At 58.8% G+C, this 21,819-nt stretch carries 23 protein-coding genes; 9 read left to right on the top strand and 14 right to left on the bottom strand.

Annotation, left to right across the window (positions count from 1 at the left end):
* Nucleotides 1-2: 2 nt before the first annotated feature.
* Nucleotides 3-332, bottom strand: a complete 330-nt coding sequence (gene cyaY / locus PHT20_RS09610; RefSeq protein ID WP_301020352.1) for an iron donor protein CyaY — start codon at nucleotides 330-332, stop codon at nucleotides 3-5.
* Nucleotides 333-344: 12 nt separating this feature from the next.
* On the opposite strand from cyaY, the gene PHT20_RS16735 reads away from it, so the two are divergent.
* A complete protein-coding gene (locus tag PHT20_RS16735; protein WP_366520916.1) occupies nucleotides 345-545 on the top strand; it encodes a lipoprotein in 201 nt (66 codons plus the stop codon).
* Nucleotides 542-1,825, top strand: coding sequence for a diaminopimelate decarboxylase (gene lysA, locus PHT20_RS09605; protein ID WP_301020351.1), 1,284 nt, complete (start codon nucleotides 542-544; stop codon nucleotides 1,823-1,825). Before PHT20_RS16735 ends, lysA begins: the two co-directional genes overlap by 4 nt.
* Nucleotides 1,826-1,842: 17 nt before the next feature.
* On the opposite strand, the gene PHT20_RS09600 is transcribed toward lysA, so the two are convergent.
* The 3 genes from PHT20_RS09600 to PHT20_RS09590 form a co-directional block, all read right to left on the bottom strand.
* Nucleotides 1,843-2,478: a protein-methionine-sulfoxide reductase heme-binding subunit MsrQ gene (locus PHT20_RS09600; protein ID WP_301020350.1), complete on the bottom strand. Its 636-nt coding sequence runs from the start codon at nucleotides 2,476-2,478 to the stop codon at nucleotides 1,843-1,845.
* 10 nt (nucleotides 2,479-2,488) lie between these two features.
* Complete coding sequence (gene msrP, locus PHT20_RS09595; protein ID WP_301020349.1) at nucleotides 2,489-3,487, bottom strand: protein-methionine-sulfoxide reductase catalytic subunit MsrP; 999 nt, start codon at nucleotides 3,485-3,487, stop codon at nucleotides 2,489-2,491.
* 186 nt (nucleotides 3,488-3,673) lie between these two features.
* Nucleotides 3,674-4,306, bottom strand: a complete 633-nt coding sequence (locus PHT20_RS09590) for a c-type cytochrome (protein ID WP_300086021.1) — start codon at nucleotides 4,304-4,306, stop codon at nucleotides 3,674-3,676.
* Between the two features lie 155 nt (nucleotides 4,307-4,461).
* Between PHT20_RS09590 and yihA the strand changes: the two genes are divergently transcribed.
* Complete coding sequence (yihA, locus tag PHT20_RS09585; protein WP_300086065.1) at nucleotides 4,462-5,127, top strand: ribosome biogenesis GTP-binding protein YihA/YsxC; 666 nt, start codon at nucleotides 4,462-4,464, stop codon at nucleotides 5,125-5,127.
* A gap of 53 nt (nucleotides 5,128-5,180) precedes the next feature.
* Here yihA and PHT20_RS09580 read toward each other — a convergent pair whose 3' ends face one another.
* Complete coding sequence (locus PHT20_RS09580; protein WP_300086023.1) at nucleotides 5,181-6,050, bottom strand: lipid A biosynthesis acyltransferase; 870 nt, start codon at nucleotides 6,048-6,050, stop codon at nucleotides 5,181-5,183.
* Nucleotides 6,051-6,068: 18 nt separating this feature from the next.
* On the bottom strand, nucleotides 6,069-6,899 hold the full coding sequence (locus PHT20_RS09575; protein WP_301020348.1) for a lysophospholipid acyltransferase family protein: 831 nt from the start codon (nucleotides 6,897-6,899) through the stop codon (nucleotides 6,069-6,071).
* A gap of 192 nt (nucleotides 6,900-7,091) precedes the next feature.
* On the opposite strand from PHT20_RS09575, the gene metK reads away from it, so the two are divergent.
* The 5 genes from metK to PHT20_RS09550 all read left to right on the top strand — a co-directional run bounded on the left by metK (nucleotide 7,092) and on the right by PHT20_RS09550 (nucleotide 12,234).
* Nucleotides 7,092-8,273 (top strand): methionine adenosyltransferase, encoded by a 1,182-nt coding sequence (gene metK, locus PHT20_RS09570; RefSeq protein WP_300086029.1) that lies wholly within the window; start codon nucleotides 7,092-7,094, stop codon nucleotides 8,271-8,273.
* Nucleotides 8,274-8,296: 23 nt separating this feature from the next.
* Nucleotides 8,297-9,571: a glycosyltransferase family 9 protein gene (locus PHT20_RS09565; RefSeq protein WP_301020347.1), complete on the top strand. Its 1,275-nt coding sequence runs from the start codon at nucleotides 8,297-8,299 to the stop codon at nucleotides 9,569-9,571.
* The gene (locus tag PHT20_RS09560; RefSeq protein WP_301020346.1) at nucleotides 9,568-10,101 is read left to right on the top strand and encodes a GtrA family protein; all 534 of its coding nucleotides are present in this window, start codon (nucleotides 9,568-9,570) and stop codon (nucleotides 10,099-10,101) included. The genes PHT20_RS09565 and PHT20_RS09560 overlap by 4 nt, the downstream gene beginning before the upstream one ends.
* Nucleotides 10,102-10,163: 62 nt before the next feature.
* A complete protein-coding gene (locus PHT20_RS09555; protein WP_301020345.1) occupies nucleotides 10,164-10,370 on the top strand; it encodes a hypothetical protein in 207 nt (68 codons plus the stop codon).
* On the top strand, nucleotides 10,345-12,234 hold the full coding sequence (locus PHT20_RS09550) for a hypothetical protein (RefSeq protein WP_301020344.1): 1,890 nt from the start codon (nucleotides 10,345-10,347) through the stop codon (nucleotides 12,232-12,234). The genes PHT20_RS09555 and PHT20_RS09550 overlap by 26 nt, the downstream gene beginning before the upstream one ends.
* Before the next feature lie 69 nt (nucleotides 12,235-12,303).
* Here PHT20_RS09550 and PHT20_RS09545 read toward each other — a convergent pair whose 3' ends face one another.
* Together PHT20_RS09545 and PHT20_RS09540 are read right to left on the bottom strand one after the other, a co-directional pair.
* Nucleotides 12,304-12,966 (bottom strand): hypothetical protein, encoded by a 663-nt coding sequence (locus PHT20_RS09545; RefSeq protein ID WP_301020343.1) that lies wholly within the window; start codon nucleotides 12,964-12,966, stop codon nucleotides 12,304-12,306.
* Between the two features lie 12 nt (nucleotides 12,967-12,978).
* On the bottom strand, nucleotides 12,979-14,154 hold the full coding sequence (locus PHT20_RS09540) for a sialidase family protein (protein ID WP_301020342.1): 1,176 nt from the start codon (nucleotides 14,152-14,154) through the stop codon (nucleotides 12,979-12,981).
* Between the two features lie 146 nt (nucleotides 14,155-14,300).
* Here PHT20_RS09540 and PHT20_RS09535 point away from each other — a divergent pair, with 146 nt between their 5' ends.
* Nucleotides 14,301-14,891, top strand: a complete 591-nt coding sequence (locus PHT20_RS09535; protein ID WP_301020341.1) for a lysophospholipid acyltransferase family protein — start codon at nucleotides 14,301-14,303, stop codon at nucleotides 14,889-14,891.
* A 28-nt stretch (nucleotides 14,892-14,919) separates the two neighbouring features.
* On the opposite strand, the gene PHT20_RS09530 is transcribed toward PHT20_RS09535, so the two are convergent.
* From PHT20_RS09530 to PHT20_RS09505, 6 genes are all read right to left on the bottom strand, one after another.
* On the bottom strand, nucleotides 14,920-15,861 hold the full coding sequence (locus tag PHT20_RS09530) for a SprT family zinc-dependent metalloprotease (protein WP_301020340.1): 942 nt from the start codon (nucleotides 15,859-15,861) through the stop codon (nucleotides 14,920-14,922).
* A 15-nt stretch (nucleotides 15,862-15,876) separates the two neighbouring features.
* Nucleotides 15,877-16,611 carry a lysophospholipid acyltransferase family protein gene (locus PHT20_RS09525; RefSeq protein WP_301020339.1) on the bottom strand — a complete coding sequence of 245 codons (735 nt, stop codon included), beginning with the start codon at nucleotides 16,609-16,611 and terminating at the stop codon, nucleotides 15,877-15,879.
* An 80-nt stretch (nucleotides 16,612-16,691) separates the two neighbouring features.
* Nucleotides 16,692-17,261, bottom strand: a complete 570-nt coding sequence (gene gmhB, locus PHT20_RS09520; RefSeq protein WP_301020338.1) for a D-glycero-beta-D-manno-heptose 1,7-bisphosphate 7-phosphatase — start codon at nucleotides 17,259-17,261, stop codon at nucleotides 16,692-16,694.
* Between the two features lie 21 nt (nucleotides 17,262-17,282).
* On the bottom strand, nucleotides 17,283-19,427 hold the full coding sequence (gene glyS, locus PHT20_RS09515) for a glycine--tRNA ligase subunit beta (protein WP_301020337.1): 2,145 nt from the start codon (nucleotides 19,425-19,427) through the stop codon (nucleotides 17,283-17,285).
* A gap of 2 nt (nucleotides 19,428-19,429) precedes the next feature.
* The gene (glyQ, locus tag PHT20_RS09510) at nucleotides 19,430-20,350 is read right to left on the bottom strand and encodes a glycine--tRNA ligase subunit alpha (protein WP_301020336.1); all 921 of its coding nucleotides are present in this window, start codon (nucleotides 20,348-20,350) and stop codon (nucleotides 19,430-19,432) included.
* A 247-nt stretch (nucleotides 20,351-20,597) separates the two neighbouring features.
* The coding region (locus PHT20_RS09505) for a DUF5723 family protein (RefSeq protein WP_301020335.1) at nucleotides 20,598-21,819 on the bottom strand (1,222 nt) is incomplete at its 5' end.

The following is a 21,819-nucleotide window of genomic DNA, read 5'->3' as shown; positions in this document are numbered from 1 at the left end:
CGTCACATTGAAAAGCTGAGGGCGTTGCCCGCTTGCTCGCTGGCGTAGCGTGACAGCGATGCAAAAAACTCACCCTGACCCTTGGTATCCATCCACTGCTTGCCATCATATTGATAGTGAAAACCACCGCATTTCGCAGCCAGCCAAATCTCATGCAAGGGTTTTTGCAAATTGATGACAATTTGGCTGCGGTTGGCAAACACCAAAGTGATCATGCCGCCGGTGCGCTGGTTGTCTAGGTCGACATCGGTGGTGTCGTTGAGGCGGTCGCAGCTGGTTTCTACCCCTTTGAGCACGCGCTCTGCCAAGTCCATGAATTCTGAGTCGGTCATTACAATTTCACCATGCAGTTGTTTCATCAAATTCTAGTGCGCACCGTTGCCCTTGGTGTCTGCACGGTTGCGTTAGGGGGCTGTGGTCAACAAGGCGCGCTGTACCTGCCGCCGTCCCAAGGCGCACCACGTGCCTCCTTGCCCGAGAGTTTGCGCCCCACCCTTCTTTCACCCCCAGCAGCACCCGCCGCCTCAGCCCCGCAAAATCAATGAGCCATTCCACCCTCCCCGGCCAACCTTTCATTGCTTACCAGAACGCCGAACTGTGCATGGAAGATGTGCCATTGGCCGACCTGGTGCAGCAGCACGGCACCCCCTTGTTTGCCTACTCCAAAGCCGGCATGTTGAGCGCACTGGCAGCCTACCAGCGCGGTTTTGCCGGGCGCCAAGTGCAAATTTGCTATGCCATGAAAGCCAATTCATCGCTCGGCGTGATTCAGGTCTTTGCCCAAGCCGGATGCGGCTTTGACGTGGTCTCGCTGGGGGAAATGACGCGGGTGCTGGCCGCCGGTGGCCAGCCTGAGCGCATCATTTTTTCTGGCGTGGGCAAAACACGGGCTGAAATGCGGGCGGCATTGCAAGCGGGCATTGGCTGCTTCAATGTCGAGAGCGAGGCCGAGCTTGACGTGCTCAACCAGGTGGCGCTTGACATGGGGCTGCGCGCGCCAGTGAGCATTCGCGTCAACCCCAATGTCGATCCGCAAACCCACCCCTACATTTCTACCGGTCTCAAAGGCAACAAATTTGGCATTGCTCACGAGCGCGTGGTGCACACCTACCAGCGCGCTGCAGCCCTGCCCGGCCTGCAGGTGCTGGGCATTGACTGCCACATTGGTTCACAAATCACCCAAGCCTCGCCCTACCTAGATGCCATGGACAGAATGCTAGACCTGGTGCAAGCCATTGAAGCGGCGGGGGTGCCCATTGCGCACATCGACCTGGGCGGTGGCCTGGGCATTGACTACCATGGTGAGACCCCACCCGCTGCCGACCAACTGTGGGCTCAGTTGCTGGCCAAGCTGGATGCGCGCGGCTTCGGCCAGCGCCATTTGATGATTGAGCCGGGTCGCTCCCTGGTGGGCAACGCTGGCGTGTGCCTAACCGAAGTGCTGTACCTGAAACCCGGCGAGCAAAAAAACTTCATGGTGGTCGATGCTGCCATGAACGACCTGCCCCGCCCCGCCATGTACCAGGCCTACCACCAGATCGTGCCGCTGCGCCAGCGGCCTGAGCCCACTCAAAGTTGGGAGGTGGTAGGGCCCATCTGCGAAAGCGGCGACTGGATTGGCCACGACCGCGCCTTGAATGCCCAACCCGGCGACCATCTGGCGGTGCTCTCGGCGGGTGCCTATTGCATGAGCATGTCAAGCAACTACAACACCCGCAACCGCGCTGCCGAGGTGCTGATCGACGGCAAGCGGGCGCAAGTGATCCGCGAACGCGAAAGTTATACCGATCAAATGCGTCTGGAACACCTGCTAGATGCTAGTTAAATAATAGCTACTTACGCTTATTTCATAAGCGCTAGAGGCATTTTTCTTATATAAAACCAAACCCGCCAACCGAGCAATGCACTCAATATGGCGGCGTAAACCGCCACCTCGGCAAAATTGTTTTTGCCAGCACGCATCCAGAAAAAATGCAACACAGCCAAGCCGGCTACCGCATACACCGCCTGGTGCACGCGCTTCCAAGTGGCCGCACCCAGCCACTTGATGGCACGGTTGAAAGAGGTCAACGCCATCATGCTTAGCAGCACAAAGGCGGTAAAACCGACCAAGATAAACGGCCGTTTGGCGATGTCTTTGGCCATGTCAGCCACCTCAAATCCCATGTCAAACCCGCTGTAACTGAGCAAGTGCAACACCACATAAAAATACACAAACAAGCCCATCATGCGCCTGAACCTGGCCAGCGCCGCCTGGCCAGTCAGCACCCGCAGCGGTGTGATGGCTAGTACCAGACACAAAAAGCGCAGCGTCCAGTCACCCGTGGCCCGCACCAGCGCTTCCGCCGGGTTGGCACCCAACTGATCAAACACAGCGCCCCAAACCAAATAGCCCAACGGCAACACCGCCAAACCAAACAGCACTGGCTTGGCCAGCGGGTGCAGGCACAGTGCCTTGAATGAAAACCCTGCCGTCACGCCCGCCGCCTTAAAAATTCTTTTTCAAATCCATGCCCGCATACAACTGCCCCACTTGCGCTTCGTAGCCGTTGAACAGCAGGGTTTTGCGCTTTTTGGCAAACAACCCGTCTTCGCCAATGCGCCGCTCGGTGGCCTGGCTCCAGCGGGGGTGGTCAACGTCTGGGTTCACATTGGAATAAAAGCCATATTCATTGGCTGCAGCTTTGTTCCAGGCGGTGGCGGGTTGCTTGTCAGTGAAGCGGATTTTGACCAGGCTCTTGCCACTCTTGAACCCATATTTCCACGGCACCACCAAACGCAGCGGCGCACCGCTTTGCTTGGGCAACACCTCGCCATACATGCCAAACGCCAGCAGCGTGAGCGGGTGCATGGCCTCGTCCAGGCGCAAACCTTCAACGTAGGGCCAGTCCAACACCCGCGCCCCGACACCGGGCATGGTTTTGGCATCAGCCAGGGTGACGAATTCAACAAATTTGGCACTGCCCAAAGGCTCCACTTTTTTGATCAGCTCAACCAATGAGTACCCCACCCACGGGATCACCATCGACCAACCCTCGACGCAACGCAAGCGGTAAATGCGCTCTTCCATCGGGCTGAGTTTGAGCAAGTCTTCCAGCGCGTACCGGCCAGGCTTCTTGACCAAGCCTTCAATGTCAACCGACCACGGGCTGGTTTTCAGGGTGTGCGCGGTGCGCGCCGGGTCGGCTTTGTCGGTACCGAATTCGTAAAAATTGTTGTAGCTGCTGGCGTGTTTGTAGTCTGTCACCTTCTCCAGACTCATCGCCCCTGGCACCGTGCTTTTGCCATGACCTAACGCAGGCAACTTGGCGGGTGGCACATAGCTTTGGGCCAAGGCCGCACGTCCAGCCCAAGAGGCCAGCGCCGCACCAGCTGCGCCCGTGGCCAGCATGCGCATCAGGTCGCGGCGTGATTGGTAGGCTGCCAGCGGTGTGATTTCGCTGGAGATTGGGTGAACAAAACCTGTGGATGAAGATGAGGTGTGCATGGTGTTTTTCCTTGATGCTGATCAGTCGCGCAAGCATAAAACTTCTTACAGTTTTTCACGCGCCAGGCACACCAAAGCCCTTGTTGGCCACCACCCCAGAAAAAAAAGGCAAGCTGCCCAGAGCAGCTTGCCTTTTTTAGACCCCAGTGAACTCAGTCACTTGGGCACAAGATCAACCCACAGTTTTCAGTGCAAACCGGCCACGTAGTCTGACACGGCTTTGATTTCGCGGTCATTCAACTTGGCGGCAACACCGGTCATGACCACATTGTTTTTACGCACGCCATCGCGGAAAGCGGTCAATTGTGCGGCGGCATAAGTGGCGTGTTGGCCACTCAAGCGGGGGTACTGCGCCGGAATGCCAGCACCGTTGGGGCTGTGGCAACCTGCACAAGCCGGGACTTGGCGGTCGGCAATGCCACCGCGGTAAATTTTTTCACCCAACAACACCAACTCTTTGTCTTGCGCCGCGCCGGGTGTGGCTTTTTTGGTAGTGACCCAATACGCAATGTTTTTCATGTCATCGTCACTCAACGCCGCTGCCATGCCATTCATCACAGCGTTTTCGCGTTTGCCAGCCTTGAACTCGGTCAACTGTTTGACGATGTACTGAGGATGCTGTTGCGCCAATTTGGGGTTTTCGGGAATCAAGGAATTGCCATCTGGTGCGTGGCAGGCGGCACAAATGGCGGTAAAGCTGGCTTCGCCTTTGGCCAGATCGGCCTTAGGTGCTGCAACTGCTGCGGCTTCGTTCGCAAAACTTGAAAAAACAGCGGTGGCCAAGGCGGCAGCAACGGTGAATGTGGCAATCAGTTTCATAAGTAGGCAGTTGAGTTGAAGGGTGTGGGGGAAAACCCTGCAATTCTACAATGTAGCCATTCAACTCTGTGCCCACCATGATTTCAATCTCACCGCCCACCTCTGCAAATTTGTCACACCAGGGGGCCAACACCAGCGTGAGCGTGACCCCAGCGCTGGCACTGGGGTGGTTGCACACCGCCAAATTTCTAACCACTGCGCCGCAACTGCAGTTTTTACCCGCGCTCGATGTGCCAGAAATCGCCTTTGTAGGGCGCTCCAATGCAGGTAAATCCACCTGCATCAACACCCTGACACAGCAAAAGCAACTGGCTTTTGCCTCTAAAAAACCTGGCCGCACCCAGCACATCAACTTGTTTGCGTTGGGCAAACAAAGTGTCACCGACGCGGTGTTGGCCGATTTGCCTGGCTATGGCTACGCCGCTGTCCCCAAACAAGACAAGATTCGCTGGCAGCAGGTCATGGCCAACTACCTGGTCACGCGCGAAAACCTCAAAGCCATTGTGCTGATGTGCGACCCCCGTCACGGTCTGACCGAGCTTGACGAAGTGCTGCTGGAGGTGGTGCGCCCGCGGGTTGAGGAGGGCTTGAAGTTTCTGGTGATCTTGACCAAGGCCGACAAACTGACCCGCGCCGAGCAAACCAAAGCCCTTCACATCATGAAACTCAACGCTGGCGGGGGCGAAGTACGTCTGTTTTCAGCCACCAAACGCCAGGGCATTGACGACGTAGCCACCTTGCTGTGGCAATGGGCGCATCCGGCAGAGGTAACTGAAGTGCCCAGCGACACCCCCACACAAGCCCCCATTGCTGCGGATTAAGCTATAATTTATATAGCTATTAGCGCTTTATACATAAACGCTAGAGCCTATTTTTACGTATAAATTTCAGCCTCATCAGCAGGCCGGTCTTTGAACCGTTTGTGCACCCAGTAATACTGCTCGGGCATGGCATCGATGTAACTTTGCAGGTGCTGGTTCATCAGTGCGGTGTCTATCAGCGCATCGTCACCTGGAAAGTGGGTCCAGGCCGGCAACACCTGCACGTCGTAGCCCGCATCCGTCATGCGGGTCACCACAGGCACCACCTTGGCACGCCCGAGCTTGGCAAAGCGCGACAAAGACGGCACGGTGCAGGCCTGCACACCATAAAACGGCACAAACACCGACTCATGCGGCCCAAAATTCATGTCGGGCAACAGGTAAAGCACATCCCCCTGGCGCAAGCTCGACACAATCGTTTTCACGCCCTCGACCCGGCCAAACAAACGCCCTGAGGTAAAGCGTTGGCGGCCACGCAAAATCCAGGCGTCTGCCACCGGGTTGGCCTGCGCGGTGTAAATGGTGGTGAAGTGGCGCGGCAGTTGCTGTGTGAGCGCCGTCCAGCCAGCATCCAGACCCACAAAATGCGGGGCAAAAATCACCGTTGGGTCTTGGCCGCTGAGTTCGCTGACCGCGCCCGTCAAATGCAGGCGCTGGCGCAACACCCGTTCAGAGCCATGCCAGAGCCAACCCCGATCCAGCCACGCCTGGGCAAAGCGCACAAACACCCGGCGTGACAACGCCCGCACCTGGGTCGGTTCAAGCCCGGCAAAACACAGCCGCAGATTGGTTTGCACCACGCGCCTGCGCGACCCCACCACGGCATACAGCAGCCACCCCAGCAGGTGTCCCAAAGCGCGCACCCATGCCAGCGGCAACCACGCCAGAGCGCGCATCATGAGCAAAAAAAAGCGGGTCGTCATGACTTCAAGTCCATCTATTCAAAGCAGCTCACGCGGCTGTTTGTAACGTGCATAGCCCCACAAATACTGCTGTGGACACTGTCGCACCAAGCCCTCCATGGCTTGGTTGATGGCGCTGGCAGCCTCTTCCAGGCCGGTGGGCAGCGTCTCTGGCAGTGGCTGCACATGCACCCGAAAGCCTTGCCCCGAAGGCAGACGCTCGCCCCACGCCAGCAGCACACAAGCCCCGGTTTGCTGCAGCAAGCGCACCGACAAGGTCATGGTATAGGCCGGTGCGCCAAAAAATGGCACCCACACCCCCATGCCCCGCGGCGGCACTTGGTCTGGCAGCAAGCCGACCGACTCGCCGCGTTTGAGCGCTTTGATCATCTGCTTGACCCCGGAGAGCGTGGTGGGCGCGGTCAGCAAACCCGGGCGCTGACGCGAGGCCTGCACCACGGCACGCAGCCAAGTCTGACGTGGCGGGCGAAACAGCACTGTCATGGGTTTGCCAGCGGCGGCAAAGCGCTGGGCGTAAGCCTGGGCAGTGATCTCAAAGCAGCCCAAATGCGGTGTCAAAAACACAATGCCGCGCCCCTGCGCCAAAGCTGCCTCCACATGCTGGGCGCCCGCCCACAACACGGGCACTGGTGAGCCCAACCACAAGCGCGGCAGCTCCAGCACCAACTTGCCACTCTCGCCCACCGCCGCCCGAATGCTGCGCCAGGGCAAGCCGGCCAGCCTGGCGTTGGCCAAAAAACGGCGCCGGTAGACCCCCGACAAGCCAAACGCCAGCCAGCCCAACACCCAGCCTTTGGCGTGCAGCAGCCACAGCGGCAGGTAAGACATGATTTTGAAAAGGGTGGTCATGGGCTGAGATAAACTATGCGCTGTCGCCGAGTTACAGAACTACTTGCAGGGCGACACACACTTTCGGCTGCCCTAAAAGACGCCATTGTGCCTTGTCAAATCATTGACACCTCTGCTAAAGCGTTCGCTGAAAGCCCCCAAAAGCCAAAGCAACGCAAACCCTGTTGTTTTATTTTTAGGAGCTTTTCAATCATGTCCAACGACTTTCTTTTCACTTCCGAATCCGTCTCTGAAGGCCATCCCGACAAGGTGTCTGACCAAATTTCAGACGCCATTTTGGATGCCATCTTCAAACAAGACCCTAAGTCACGGGTGGCCGCCGAAACCCTGTGCAACACCGGCTTGGTGGTGCTGGCCGGTGAAATCACCACCAACGCCAATGTGGATTACATCCAGGTGGCGCGCGACACCATCAAGCGCATTGGCTACGACAACACCGAATACGGCATTGACTACAAAGGCTGTGCCGTGCTGGTGGCCTACGACAAGCAAAGCAACGACATCGCGCAAGGCGTTGACCATGCGTCTGACGACCACCTCAACACCGGCGCTGGCGACCAAGGCCTGATGTTTGGCTACGCTTGCAACGAAACCCCTGAATTGATGCCCGCCCCCATTTACTACGCGCACCGCCTGGTGGAGCGCCAAGCCCAGTTGCGCAAAGATGGCCGTCTGCCGTTTTTGCGCCCGGATGCCAAGAGCCAGGTCACCATGCGCTATGTGGACGGCAAACCGCACAGCATTGACACCGTGGTGTTGTCAACCCAGCACAGCCCCGAGATGAGCCTGGGTAACCGCATGACCGATGCGTTTTACGAAGCCATTCGCGAAGAAATCATCAAACCCGTGTTGCCCAAAGAATGGCTCACGGCTGACACCAAGTACCTCATCAACCCCACCGGCCGCTTTGTGGTGGGGGGACCGCAAGGCGATTGCGGCCTGACCGGTCGCAAGATCATTGTGGACACCTACGGCGGCGCTTGCCCACACGGTGGTGGTGCCTTCAGCGGCAAAGACCCCAGCAAGGTAGACCGTTCGGCCGCCTACGCCACCCGCTACGTGGCGAAAAACATTGTGGCCGCGGGCTTGGCGCGCCAGTGCCAGGTGCAAGTGGCCTACGCCATTGGGGTGGCCAAACCGATGAACGTGACGGTGTACACCGAAGGCACGGGCGTGATTCCTGACGATGAAATTGCGGCTTTGGTCAACATCCACTTCGACCTGCGCCCACGCGGCATCATCCAGATGCTTGACTTGCTGCGCCCGATCTACGAGAAAACTGCGGCATATGGCCACTTTGGCCGTGAAGAGCCCGAGTTCACCTGGGAGCGCACCGACCGCGCCGCTGCCTTGCGTGCCGCGGCTGGCCTGTAACCCGCGCACCGCCCACCCTGCCCATGAAGCTGCAAACACAACGCTGGATTGACCGCTGGGTGGGTCAGGCCTTGTGTGCAGCGGTGTCGCTGTGGGCAAGGCTTTGGGGCAACAAGGTGCAAGTCATGCCCCAAGCGCCGCGCCATATTCTGGTGATCTTGTTATCTGAAATGGGCAGTGTGGTGCTGGCCGGCCCGATGTTTGCCGCCCTGCGCCAGCGCTACCCCAGCGCCACGGTGCACGTGTTGCAGCTCAAAAAAAACCAGGAAGTCGCCAAGCTGTTGGGCTTGGCCAAGTCAGAGCACCTGCATGCCCTTGACGACAGCGCAGGCCTGGGGCTGCTGGGCGACATTTGGCGTGTGAGCCAAACCCTGCGCGCCTTGCCGCTGGACGCGGTGATTGACTGCGAACTGTTTTCCCGCATCAGCAGCTTGATGAGCTACCTCTCTGGTGCGCCGCTGCGTGCTGGCTTCACCCCGCACACGCAAGAAGGTTTGTACCGCGGCAGCTTCATCAACCGCGCCATTCCCTACAACCCCTACCAACACATCACGCAACAATTTTTGTCGCTGGTGGACGCGCTGGACGATGCCGCCATGCCGCGCCACAAAGCGGCACCGGTGCGCGCCTTACCCTCTGACACCTGTCTGTCAGTGCCTTTTGACGCCGCCGAGCTGACCCGCTACCGGCAAAAAATGCATGCCGACCACCCCACCCTGGCTGGCCGCCAAGTGGTGCTGCTCTACGCCGGAGGCGGCTTGCTGCCCGAGCGCGCCTGGCCAGCATCGCATTACGCCCAGCTGGCCAAAGGCTTGGTGGATGCGGGTCATGCCGTGGGGCTGATTGGCCTGCGAGACGATGCCGCGCTGGCCAGCCAACTGCGTGCAGACGTGGCCAGTGAGTTCTGCGTGGATTTAACCGGCTACACCAAAAGCATTCGCGAGTTGCTGATGCTGTTTCACGCCGCCCAGCTGCTCATCACCAACGACGGCGGTCCCGGCCACTTTGCCAGCCTGACACCGATTCAAACCATGGTGTTTTTCGGCCCCGAAACCGGTCGCCTCTACGGCCCGCTGGGGCCGCGGGCCCGCGTGCTTGAAGCTGGTGTGGCGTGTTCACCCTGCCTGTCTGCCTACAACCACCGGCAAACTTTTTGCGATGGTGACAATCAATGCCTAAAACGCCTACAGCCCTTACCAGTGTTGCGTGAGGCACTACAAATATTAAATCAAACGGTTCCATCCCAAGCAGACTGCAGCCACGCCGCCTTAGGTTCTGAACCGGTTCTTCACGCATGACACCTATCAGCAGCTGGTCTGAGCGCGCCTTCCAACTCGTCGAGTGGCTGAAAACCTTTCGCTACATCAAGTTCGGCTTGGTGGGTGCCAGCGGCACGGTGGTCAACATGGTGGTACTGTTTGTGGCGCAGGAGCATCTGTTTGCCGCCATTGCCAACCCGCGCCAGCGGCTCTATGCCTCGCTGGCACTGGCCATCAGCGTGGCCACCGTCAACAATTTCACCTGGAACCGGTTATGGACCTGGGCCGACCGGGTGCAAGCCGCGCACGCCCACCACACCGAATTGGCGCACACCCGCTTTTCAGTCATCAGCGGTCAGCTGGGTCGCTACGCGCTGGCCTCGTGGTTGGGCATTGGGCTGCAATATGGCCTGACGCTGTGGCTAGCGCATTCGTTGCACTACCTGGTGGCCAATGTGCTAGCCATTGTGGTGGCCAGTGTGAGCAACTTCCTGGCCAACGACCACTGGACCTTTGGCCACCGCAAGCCCCAAAAACCCGCCGCGCACCCTGATAATTCCGGCTTGTAATCAACTGCGGTGCGCATTGCGTTGCCCACGGTTTTGATTGGCCTTTGCATGGAGTTTTTCAGATGACATCACCCCGATTTGCCCCTGTTTTCATGGCTTTGAGTGCCATGCTGTTGAGCGCCTGCTCAACCTCGGCCTGGTATGAATCGATGCATCAAGCGGCGGTGAACCAATGCGAAGCCCAAGCGCCTGCCGCCCGCAAAGACTGCCTGGCCAAGGTTCCCACCCAAACCTACGACAGCTATGCCAAAGAGCGCACGGCCAAATAAGCCCACGCTGGGCTGGCTGGCGCTGCTGTGCCTGGCCGTGGCGGTGTACCTGCTGGGGCTGGACGGGCAATATGTGCCCACCAATGGCGACGAGCTGGTTTACACCCATATTGCCCGCTTGACAGCGGCCAGCGGGCAATGGCTGCCCCTGGTCTCAGAGCTTGATCACATGCGCAACACCAAGCCGCCCATGCTGTTTTGGCAGGCCATGCTGGCCGGAGACTGGGGGCAGCACTGGACCATGGCCGCGCTGCGCGCGCCCAGCGTGGCCTACACCTTGCTGCTGGCAGGTGCCATTGGTTTCACGGTGCAACGCATCAGCCGAGACACCCATCGCGCCCTGCTGGCGGCCTGCATTTACCTGGCTTTTTTCTGCACCTTCAGGTTTGGCCGCACCTACCTGACCAGCGCGCCTGAGACCTTTTGGCTCAGCCTGCCGATGTTTGTGCTGCTGTGGCGCTGGCTGCAGCATGCTGATGCGGCGCAGCGCAGTGAACCAGACCGCAAGCCCCCACCCCAACCCTCCCCCAAAGAGGGAGGGAGTGAAGTCAATCAGTCTATGGAAGTGACTCCTTCCCCTCATGGGGGAAGGCTGGGATGGGGGCTGGCCGCAGAACCCAAAGGTCTGAGCTGGCAGGTACACGTCGGGCTAGGGCTGGCTTTGGGTGTGGGGTTGGCCTACAAATCGTTTGCACTGATTGCCCCGGCAGCAGCCACGCTGTGGTGTGCCTTGCTGGTGACCCAATGGCCTGTGCGCTGGCCCCAAGTCATTGATGCCACCTTGAAAGTGAGCTTGAGCGCCGTCATGGCACTGGGGATTTTTGGCCTGTGGTTTGTGCTCGACCCCGACCCAGCCGCAGTGTGGCAAGAATTTGTGCTGGCTGAAAACGCGGGCAAGATGAGCAACAGCGCCGGCTACTGGCACACCGCTTTGTTTGGCGGCGGCTTCAGCATGTGGGCACAGACATTGGGTTATGCGCAGAACGCTGGTTTGCTGGCCTTTGTGGTGTTGGGGGGCATGGTGCTGGGTGCGCGTCAGGTGTGGCGGCACGGTGTGCGCCTGTGGCACAACCAGCTGACCCCTGTGCAGGTGTTGTGGGTGTGGCTGGCGGTGTGGTTGCTGGTGTTCACGTTGCCCAGCCAGCGCTCGGCGCGCTATCTGATTCCGGCCATGCCGGCACTGGCCATGCTGCTGGCGCTCTATTGGCAGCGCATTGGCCGGCTGTGGTTTGTGCCGTCGCTGCTGTTGTGCGGGGTGTTTTTGGCATTTTTGGGGCGCATTGCCTGGGCGCAATTTGTACTGAATTTAGGCAGTACAACTGAGGTGGTCTGGAGCCTGATGGCAACGGCTGCTGGCTTAAGCGTTGTGCTAGCGGGCTTGATCCAACCCGCCTGGACACGCGCTTGCACCCTGGCCGCAACGCTGGGGGTGTTTGCGCTGTTTGGCCTGGCCACCGCGCCACTCAACGGGGCGGCCGGGCACTACAGCGAAACGGTGCTCAGGTCGCTCACGGCGCAGCGGGTGGCAGTGCCCAGCAGCTTCAACGGCCAGTTTGAGCGCTTTGAATTTGTCTTGCCAGGCAACCGTTTTTTGCCCTATGACGGGGATGGCCGTGCTAGCTTATCAAGAGCTGACAACGCTTTATTTCTAAGCGATTTGCTTGAAAAACATGATGCAGTGGTGTGGCTGCAAACCGCTGATGAAGCAACCGAGCCGCTGTGCCTGCCAAAGTGCACCGTGCTTGGCCAACGTTGGGAAGTGAAAGGCCGCCACGCCAGCGGCGAGATCACCTGGGCCAACGTGTGGTACCCACAGCAATGGTTGCTCAGACGCGAGTGGCTGCTGCGCAAACATCAACAATAAGCAGGTGGCCGCAAGTCAGCCCCCCATCTCTGCCTTTCCTGCCTTCCCCCAAAGAGGGAAGGAGAGCATTCAAACCCGGCGTTTTGGCATCAACCGGCGCAGCAGCACAGCGTGCAACACCAACCACAGCCAGGGGTCAAGCATTGCATCCCAAACATTGCCACTGGGCAACCGTAAGCTCACAAAAAACCCTAGCGCCAAAGCCAACACCCACGCCAGTCGGTGCGCGCGGTAGCCGCCCAGCATCCACCACAGCGCCAACACCGCAGCCACCGCCATCAGCGCCGCCGGGCTGAATCCCCAGGCGTACACCGACACTGGCCACCAGGCCAGCATGTCGCCCAGCAGCACCCAGCCCAACAGCACACCCGCGAAAGTGAGCAAGGTCGTGGGCCAGTTTGATGTGCGGCTGTGCCCAGCAGTGAACGCCGCATAGTCCTGCATCGAGCGTGCTGGCAGCACCCAAGCCAGCGCCAGCAGCACGGCCATCACGCTGGGCGACTGAAAAGCCAGCCCCAACCCAAAAGCAACCGACTGTGACCCCGGCCACAGCGCCCACAGCAGCAGCATCCCAGCCCCCATCCCCCTCACGCCAGGGTGCAATCGCCGCCCCACGCGCCAAGTCAATGCCGCCAGCAGCAGCCCCCAAGCAGCATGCAGCGCCCAGCGTGCCACGCTCGGGTCTGGCAGCGCAGGCGCCGTGTGGTTCACCAGCCATTGAAAAAATGTCATGTCCACGGCAAGTTACCTCTGGCTCACACCAAAGCGTTGCCAGGCCACACGCTGACGCTGGTCGGTGTAGCTCACCCACAGACTGTCGTCTGCCCAGGCCAGTGCTGGGTAAGAAAACTCTTGCGTGCCGCTGCCGTGCGCCAGCGCCTGCAGCGGCAGCCACTGCTGGCCGTTGACCGACTGGCTTAAATCCAGCAGCGTGCGCGAATGCGCCGACGTGTTGTGCGCCAGCACCATGCGCCCTGGCGCTAGCCCCAAGCCAGCCACCGAGGCATCGGGGTTGACCAGCGCCAGGTCGGGCAAATCTTGCCAGTGCTGGCCGCCGTCTTGCGTTTGCGCTACCGTGACGCGGCCCTCAGGGCGCTGGTCGCGCATGAAAGCCAGCCACTGCTGGGCAGACTGCATCACCAGCGTGGGTTGCAGCACATGGGTGCGCCTTGAGATGCGCACCATGCCTAAAAACTCGCCTCTGGCACCGAAGCGCAGCGCCAGCGGAATTTTCAAGCCCAGCTCAAAATGCACCGGCAACACCATGCCACCGTCTTGCAAGGGCAGAGGCGCAGTGCGTACCAGGTGGCTGATGTTCCAGCCCCAGGCCAGTGGCAACACGCGCACTGGCTTGAAGGTCAACTCAGCCGCTGCCGCGCTGGCACTGCTTTGGCGCAGTTGAACAATGCGGCTGGCCGCCCAGCCGCCGGGCCCCGTAGCCACCACAAACAGGTGTACTTGGTGGTCAGCATCCAGCCAAGCCACCGGGTTGCCAATGCGGCGCACGCCAAAACCCAGCGCTTGCCCCAGCGCCTGGCGCTCCACCACAAACCGTGCGGCTTGCCACTGTTGGCTGGCACGGTCAAAGCCCGCCACGGCAATGCCAATGTCGGGCGCACTTTCTTTGGTGCCGGCAAACCAAAACGCCAACACACCTTGCGCCGCATCGGCTGGCATGGCCAGCAAACTGCTGGCATGTGCGGCGGGGGTCTGGGGCGGCATGGGAATGTGCCCCTGCGCTTGCAGCACCAGGGGTTGATCACCCGGTGCAGACATGGCGGGCCAGCGGGCTTGCGCCGGTGCGGGCTGGGTCGGTCGCCATGCTGCATCCACACCAGCCAGCGCCAGCACAAAGACAGCACCCAAGGCCAGTCTGACCCAGGCGTTTCGCAAAACACTTTGGCGTGAAGAAATAAACATGCAAATAGATTGAAGTTGCAAGATGCGTGCAACACGCAATGTGGCGTGGATTGTCGCCCAACCGCAATGGCGTTGTTGCGCGCTTTCAGCGGCAACTTCAAAGCCATAATCGCCCCCACACCAAACCGCCAACACCGATCAAACCGATGCACCGCACCATTTTTTCCACCCCCATCGTCAACACTTTGCTGCGTGCTTTTTCGGTGTTTTTTTTGCGGTTAGCGGGCTGGCAGGTGTTGGGAAGTTTGCCCCCGGAGGCGCGAAAAAGCGTCTTCATTGCCGCCCCACACACCAGCAATTGGGACCTGCCATACACCCTGATGGTGGCTTTTTCACTGCGCCTGAATGTGTATTGGATGGGCAAGGCCAGCATTTTCAATTTTCCGTTTGGCCCGCTGATGCGCTGGCTGGGTGGCATCGCTGTAGACCGCTCCAAAGCCAACAACCTGGTGGCCGCTTCAGCCCAAGCCCTGCAAGAAGCGCATGGGGCGCTGCAATTGATCGTGCCGCCGGAAGGCACGCGCAGCAAGGTGCCCCACTGGAAAACTGGCTTCTATCACATCGCCGTGGCAGCCCGGGTGCCCATTGTGATGGCCTACATGGACTACCACCGCAAAATCAGCGGCCTGGGGCCGGTCTTTGTGCCCTGTGGCGACCTGGAAGCCGACATGATCAAAATCAAGGCGTTTTATGCGCCATTTCAGGGCAAAAACGCCACGCAGTTTGAGGCAGATTAACGATCTGTTGGTTGATACCGCCCAGCACTCAGCGCGGTGAAGCTTCGTTTTTAAGCTGCTGGCGCAGGGCAGCGTAATCAGGCACCACGGTGCGCACGGTGTCCCAAAAGCGGGGGCTGTGATCCATCACCCGCAAGTGGCTCAGCTCATGCGCCACCACGTAATCAATCACCGAGGGGCGCAAATGGATCAGCCGCCAGTTGAGCCGAATGGAGCCATCGGCTTTGGCACTGCCCCAGCGCGTACCAGCGTTGCTCAGCGCCAGTTTTTTCCATTGCACACCCAGCAGCGGGGCAAAGTGGTTGAGCCGCTGCTCAAAATACGCCTTGGCTTGGCGCATCAGCCAAGCCTGCGCGGCATCCTGAATTTGCTGTGCCGTGGCGGTGTGGGGCAGTGCCAAACGAAGAACTTGTGAGACGCCAGCGCAGGCAGCACTTTGAGCCGCATCAGCGCTGAGCAGCTCGGCACCCGCAGCACCTACCGCCTGACGTGAATCAAGCTGCAGCCGAATCGGCTGCCCCAGGTAGCCCAGCGTGGCATCGTCTTGCCAGACGATTTCTTGCGCCGACAGACGCGCATGGCGCTCACGGGTTTCTTGCAGCTTGCGCACAATCCATGCAGCTTTGGCCTGCAAGGCGGCATCGACGTCGGCCAACAGCACCCATTGCGGCGCCTTGACCGCCAAGCCCTCGGCACTGACGCTAAAGCCAATGCTGCGGCGGCTGGCGCGCTTGAATTCAAAAGCCACCCAGGCGTGCCCCAGGCGCATCTCGCGGTTGGCTCTGGGGTGGCGAAAATGCGTACCTTGCAACGCCGAACGAATGGGTGCAGAGTAGTCTGGGTTTGGCACAACAGCCGTTTTTGGCAATTTTCTTGAACTTTTATTGATAGCGCCTTGCGCTTGATTATCAAGGTCTAGAGGCTGATTTGATTCAAATAAATCAAGGGTAAAGCGCAGCAAGGGGTGCATGGGCGAGCGGGGACCTCAAACAGCGGGATAGGCCTCGGGGTCAATGCGGCGCAGTTCGGCCTCAATCCAGACCTCCACTTCACGCATCAGTGCCTTGGGGTCACGGCCGGCGCTCTCAATGGGCGCACCAATCGACACTGTCACCACCCCGGGTTGTTTGGTAAATACCTCTTTAGGCCAGCAGCGCGCCGTGGCCACTGCAATCGGCACAATGGGCGCGCCCGCTTGCACCGCCAAACGGGTGCCAGCCGTTTGGTAGGTGCCATTTTCACCGCGCGGCAGGCGCGTGCCTTGTGGAAACATGATGACCCAGGTGCCCTGCGCCAGCAACCGGCAGCCCTGTGCCATGATGTGTTTCATGGCTTCGGTGCGCGATTCGCGGTTGATGTGAATCATGTCAAGCCGCGCCATCGACCAGCCAAAAAACGGCACTTTGAGCAGCTCGCGCTTGAACACAAAAGCCAACGGGTGCGGCATCAAGGTGGGCAGCAGCAGGGTTTCCAAGGTGGACTGGTGATTGCTGAGCAACACCGCGGCACTGGTTTGACCCACGGGCAAATTCGACAACCCAAGCACGTTGATCTGCACGCCCAAGATCTTCCGGGTGCCCCAGATCACCACACGAAACCAGCTCACGGCTGTCCACCAGGCACGGGTACGGGGTGGCCACAGCGACACCAGCAACACCGCCAGCGTCCAGGGGATGACGGTCACCACCATCCAAAGCAGATGCAAAACAGAACGGAACATGCTTTAAAAATACATAAGAAATAAGCCTCTAGCGCTTATAAATAAAGCGTAAATAGCTATAATAAATATAGCAAATAGACTCAGCTGACAGCCGTGTCTGCCCCCAGCAAAGCATCCACAAAGGCAGACAAGTTTTCATGCACCTGGGTATGCGCCGGGTATTCTGCGGGCAGGGGTTGACTGCCCAAGCCTGCAGCTTTGCCGGTCAACACCAAATGCGGCTCACACCCCGTCGCTACACCCGCAGCCAGGTCGCGAGCCGAGTCGCCCACAGTGGGCACGCCTTTGAGCCCAAAGCCATAGCGGTCTGAGATTTGCTCAAAAAGACCTGGGCTGGGTTTGCGACAGCGGCATTCTTCTGTGGGCGCATGTGGGCAGTAAAACACGGCATCAATGCGCCCGCCCACGGCGGCCAACATGGTGTGCATCTTGGCATGAATGTCGTTCAGGTCAGACACCTCAAACAAGCCGCGCCCCAGACCCGACTGGTTGCTGGCCACCACCACATGCCAGCCAGCATGGTTCAGCCGGGCAATGGCTTCCAAAGCGCCAGGCAGTGGCACCCATTCACTGGCGGTCTTAATAAAGTCCAGACTGTCGTGGTTGATGGTGCCATCGCGGTCAAGAATGACCAATTTGATCGGTGTCATGGCGTGCTTTCAGGCTGAGGTTCAGGCTGCCAAACGGGACAGATCAGCCACCTGGTTCATCACCCCATGCAGTTTTTTCAGCAGCCCCAAGCGGTTCAGGCGCAGGTCAGTGGCCTCGGCATTGACCATGACACCTTCAAAAAAGGCATCCACAGGCGCACGCAGTGCGGCCAAAGTTTGCAGCGCAGCGGTGTAATCCTGCGCGTCACACTGGGCTTGGGCTTGCGGCAGCACAGTGTCCATGGCGGCAAACAACGCAGCCTCTGCAGGCTCTTGCAGCAGCAGTGTGCTGACATGGGCGTCAACCTCGCCCGCTTTCTTCAGGATGTTGCTGATGCGCTTGTTGGCAGCGGCCAAGGCGGGTGCTTCGGGCAAAGCGGCAAAGGCGCGCACAGCTGCCAGACGTTTGGGCACGTCGCCCAGGCGCTGCGGCTTGAGCGCTAACACGGCATCAACTTCCTGGGCGCTGAAGCCTTGGTCGCGCAGGGAACCGGCGAGGCGGTCGTCAATGAAATCCTCAAGCTCAACAACCGCGCGCCCAAAGTCAAAACCATCCATATTTTTGAACTGTTCCGCAGCGCTGTTCAATAACGCATTCACGCCTAACGGCAAATGCTTTTCAACCAACATCCGAATCACACCCAGCGCATGGCGGCGCAGGGCAAACGGGTCTTTGTCACCGGTGGGCAGGTTGCCAATGCCAAACATACCGACCAGGGTTTCCAACTTGTCAGCCAACGCCACCACCACACCCGTCAGGTTGCGCGGCAATTCGTCACCGGCAAAGCGCGGCTTGTAATGGTCTTCAATGGCTTGCGCCACCTCCAGACTCAAACCATCGTTGAGCGCGTAATACCCGCCCATGATGCCTTGCAGCTCGGGGAATTCACCGACCATGTCGGTCAGCAAATCGGTTTTGGCAAGCTGCGCTGCCTCGGTCACCTGCGCGACCAAACCTGCATCACCCAACTGCGCGGCAATGGCTTGGGCAATGGCAGCCACGCGCTGGGTGCGTTCACCTTGCGTGCCCAGCTTGTTGTGATAAACCACTTTGTCAAGTCCGTCCACGCGCGAGGTCAGCGTCTTTTTGCGGTCTTGGTCAAAGAAGAATTTGGCATCGCTCAGGCGCGGGCGCACCACGCGCTCGTTGCCGCCAATGACCAAGCTGGCATCGGCTGGGCTGATGTTGCTCACCACCAGGAATCTGTTGGTGAGCTTGTTGCTGGCGTCCAGCAGCGGGAAATACTTCTGGTTGGCCTTCATGGTCAAAATCAAGCACTCTTGCGGCACCTCCAGAAACTGGGGCTCAAACTCGCACACCAGCACATTAGGCCGTTCCACCAAGGCCGTGACTTCGTCCAGCAACGCTTCATCTTCAATAGCATGTGACCCTTGTCCTACCTGCTCTGCAGCCCGCTTGAGCTGAGCAACAATGGCCGCATGGCGCTCGGCAAAACTGGCAATGACGGCGCCATCGGTGCGCAAGGTGTCTGCATAACTGTCAGCAGTGGCAATGACCACAGGCGACTTGGCGGCTTCAAAGCGGTGCCCTTGCGTGGCGTTGCCAGCTGTGAGCCCCAGCACTTTCACCGGCACCACACTGCTGCCATGCAAAGCCACCAGCCCATGCGCCGGGCGCACAAAATTGACGCTGCTCCAGCCCGGCAACTCACAATCAGTTTCTAGCTGATAGCTCATGACTTTGGGAATGGGCAATTTGCTCAGTGCCGCTTCCAGCGCCTGCTGCAAGCCCACATCAAGCGTGGCGCCGGTGACCAGGCTTTCAAAGAACAGCGCTTCATTTTTGCCATCTGGCGCTTTGTGCAAGGCGGCCACGGCAAACACAGGGTCAGACACATCCGCACCCAGGGCTTGCAGTCTTTTCAACAGGGCTGGTGTGGCCAGGCCTTGGGCATTGAGCCCGACACTGACAGGCATGAGCTTTTGCTGCACCAGTTTGTCAGCAGCTTTGGCAGCCACGTGGGTGATGTGTGCGGCCAGGCGACGTGGTGAGGCAAAGGGTGTGGTCACCGAGTCGTCAGCCAGCAAACCCAGGCTGCGCAAGGATTCTGCCAACTGGTTAGCAAAAGCCTCGCCCAGTTTCTTCAGTGCTTTGGGCGGCAGTTCTTCTACAAACAGTTCAACGAGTAAGTTTTGGATTGTCATGGTCAAGCGGCTTTCTTGTTCATCTGTTCCACCCAGGCGCGGGGTGCCATGGGGAAACCCAGTCGCTCTCTGGATTCAAAGTAACTCTGCGCCACTCCACGCGCCAAATTCCGAATGCGCCCAATGTAGGCGGCGCGCTCGGTCACAGAAATGGCACCACGGGCATCGAGCAGGTTGAAGCTGTGGGCGCATTTCAGCACTTGCTCGTAGGCGGGCAAGGCCAGTTGCACGTCCATCAAATGCTTGGCCTGCTTTTCGTGCGCAGTGAAAGCGGTGAACAAAAAGTCGGCATCGCTGTGCTCAAAGTTGTAGGTGGACTGCTCCACCTCGTTTTGTTTGTACACATCACCATAGGTCAACTGGCGGCCATCAGGCGTGGTGGTCCAAATCAGGTTGTAGACGTTGTCCACACCTTGCAGGTACATGGCCAAGCGTTCCAGGCCATAGGTGATCTCACCCGTGATGGGCCTGCAGTCAATGCCACCCACCTGCTGAAAATAGGTGAACTGCGTGACTTCCATGCCGTTGAGCCAGACCTCCCAGCCCAAACCCCAGGCACCCAGGGTGGGGTTTTCCCAATCGTCTTCAACAAAGCGGATGTCGTTTTTCTTCAGATCAAAGCCAAGCGCTTCAAGTGAACCCAAATACAGCTCAAGGATATTGCTGGGAGCCGGCTTGAGCACCACTTGGTACTGGTAGTAGTGTTGCAAACGGTTGGGGTTTTCGCCATAGCGGCCGTCTTTCGGACGGCGGCTAGGCTGCACATAAGCAGCTTTCCAGGGCTCCGGCCCCAAAGCTCTTAAAAATGTAGCTGTGTGTGAAGTGCCTGCGCCCACTTCCATGTCATAAGGCTGCAACAGCGCACAGCCTTGGGCATCCCAATAGGATTGCAGTTTCAATATGATTTGCTGGAAGGTCAACATAGTTTTTTGAAGGCGACGTGGGTCGCGTTGAAGAGATAAACCATGCGGTCAAAAGCATGAAGCAAGTGATTTTACGGGTTTGGTTTAAGCGTTCAGATGTCGATTCAGTGTGGTCAGGTTCAATCTCATGCGCCAAGCCGCACAGCTGCTGCTCAAACAGAAACAAAAAAGCCACCTGGCGGTGGCTTTGGTCAGACAACTTCAAGCGCCAAGGCTTGAAGGTCTTCAGACTTGCATCGGCCTGGGGTTAAAACCGGTGGCTGTACATGAATTGCCAGTTGGTTTGAGCGTGGGAAATGGCCACGCCAGAGCCGCTGTTGACGTTAACCGCTGGAGCCATGGTGACTGACATGTTGAAGTCCCCCGCTTTGGATACTTGGTAACCCAAACCAAGGGTCACGTGGTCACGCACCGTCGCGGGAAACAAGGGGTTGACAAACTGATCTGGCACCGGGTTGTCTGCCAGATTGAGACCGGCACGCAAGGTAAGCGCATCGTTGGCCTTCCATGCCAGACCGAGATTCAACACGGTTTGGTCTTTCCAGTCTTGCTGCATGGCGAAATTGACAGAGCCTCCCATTTGCGCACTGTCGTAACGCATTTTGAAGCTTTTCATGGCATCCGCCCAGCCGATGTATTTCAGGTCTGCGGCCAACAGCAGAGAGTGGGACACTTGCCAACCGGTTCCAATTGCCAAAACAGAGGGCATTTGAAAATCGATGACCGTGATTTTCCCGTTGTCCAAAAACCCAGGTGCACTGATGCTGGCGGCGCTTGCAGCAGTTTGCATGTCATTGAGAGCTGACTTGAACTGATAAGACGCGCCCATGGTGACATCTTGGTTGAGCTTGTAGGTCATGCCTAAAGCTGCACCAAAACCGGTTGATTTTGCGGCACCCGTGAACTTGTTGTCATCGGAAAAACTGAGTCTTGCCGTGGGTGCACCCGCCAGTGCAGGCAAGGCTACCGCCAGATTTCCAGTGGGCGCAATCCCCGAGGCCTGCGCCAAACCCGCCAACTGTGCCCCTGTGGCGGCCATCTGCATATCCAACGATGACCACATGAACTTGAAGGTCGCCCCAACCGTTAAATTTGGATTGACTTGATAGGCCAAGGGAAAAATGACATTTCCGACACCCAGCTCAGAGCGAGCTGGCAAGCCAGTGCCCCCCGCCATGAAAGAAGTTGCGTCATATTCGGTCCCCATACCACCCTGCGCAAACATGCCCAGCCCATAGGTCAAAGCACCGCTGCGGCGGGTGTAGCCAAATGCGGGCATCACATAGGAAGTGCCACCAGATTTGGCGGTGGGCATACCCGTCATCGTGCTTGACACATCCGGACCCAAAATACCAAAGGCCACATCCAGCCGAGCTGTGCCGTCAGCCATCATGCCCAAAGTGGCGGGGTTTTGCGCCATGGCCGCATTGCCGTGGTCAATGGCTTGCGAGGCGCCGCCCATGCCCGTG

It is taken from the genome of Rhodoferax sp. (assembly GCF_028715765.1).
Lineage (GTDB): Bacteria > Pseudomonadota > Gammaproteobacteria > Burkholderiales > Burkholderiaceae_C > Rhodoferax.
Note: the sequence above shows the minus strand (reverse complement) of the source record. Positions and strands in the feature narration are given on the sequence as shown.

Coding starts and splice junctions, on each gene's coding strand:
- cyaY (WP_301020352.1), bottom strand. CDS start 332: ATGACCGACTCAGAATTCATGGACTTGGCAGAGCGCGTGCTCAAAGGG.
- PHT20_RS16735 (WP_366520916.1), top strand. CDS start 345: ATGCAGTTGTTTCATCAAATTCTAGTGCGCACCGTTGCCCTTGGTGTC.
- lysA (WP_301020351.1), top strand. CDS start 542: ATGAGCCATTCCACCCTCCCCGGCCAACCTTTCATTGCTTACCAGAAC.
- msrP (WP_301020349.1), bottom strand. CDS start 3,487: ATGCACACCTCATCTTCATCCACAGGTTTTGTTCACCCAATCTCCAGC.
- PHT20_RS09590 (WP_300086021.1), bottom strand. CDS start 4,306: ATGAAACTGATTGCCACATTCACCGTTGCTGCCGCCTTGGCCACCGCT.
- PHT20_RS09580 (WP_300086023.1), bottom strand. CDS start 6,050: ATGACGACCCGCTTTTTTTTGCTCATGATGCGCGCTCTGGCGTGGTTG.
- PHT20_RS09575 (WP_301020348.1), bottom strand. CDS start 6,899: ATGACCACCCTTTTCAAAATCATGTCTTACCTGCCGCTGTGGCTGCTG.
- metK (WP_300086029.1), top strand. CDS start 7,092: ATGTCCAACGACTTTCTTTTCACTTCCGAATCCGTCTCTGAAGGCCAT.
- PHT20_RS09565 (WP_301020347.1), top strand. CDS start 8,297: ATGAAGCTGCAAACACAACGCTGGATTGACCGCTGGGTGGGTCAGGCC.
- PHT20_RS09560 (WP_301020346.1), top strand. CDS start 9,568: ATGACACCTATCAGCAGCTGGTCTGAGCGCGCCTTCCAACTCGTCGAG.
- PHT20_RS09555 (WP_301020345.1), top strand. CDS start 10,164: ATGACATCACCCCGATTTGCCCCTGTTTTCATGGCTTTGAGTGCCATG.
- PHT20_RS09550 (WP_301020344.1), top strand. CDS start 10,345: ATGCCAAAGAGCGCACGGCCAAATAAGCCCACGCTGGGCTGGCTGGCG.
- PHT20_RS09545 (WP_301020343.1), bottom strand. CDS start 12,966: ATGACATTTTTTCAATGGCTGGTGAACCACACGGCGCCTGCGCTGCCA.
- PHT20_RS09540 (WP_301020342.1), bottom strand. CDS start 14,154: ATGTTTATTTCTTCACGCCAAAGTGTTTTGCGAAACGCCTGGGTCAGA.
- PHT20_RS09535 (WP_301020341.1), top strand. CDS start 14,301: ATGCACCGCACCATTTTTTCCACCCCCATCGTCAACACTTTGCTGCGT.
- PHT20_RS09530 (WP_301020340.1), bottom strand. CDS start 15,861: ATGCACCCCTTGCTGCGCTTTACCCTTGATTTATTTGAATCAAATCAG.
- PHT20_RS09525 (WP_301020339.1), bottom strand. CDS start 16,611: ATGTTCCGTTCTGTTTTGCATCTGCTTTGGATGGTGGTGACCGTCATC.
- gmhB (WP_301020338.1), bottom strand. CDS start 17,261: ATGACACCGATCAAATTGGTCATTCTTGACCGCGATGGCACCATCAAC.
- glyS (WP_301020337.1), bottom strand. CDS start 19,427: ATGACAATCCAAAACTTACTCGTTGAACTGTTTGTAGAAGAACTGCCG.
- glyQ (WP_301020336.1), bottom strand. CDS start 20,350: ATGTTGACCTTCCAGCAAATCATATTGAAACTGCAATCCTATTGGGAT.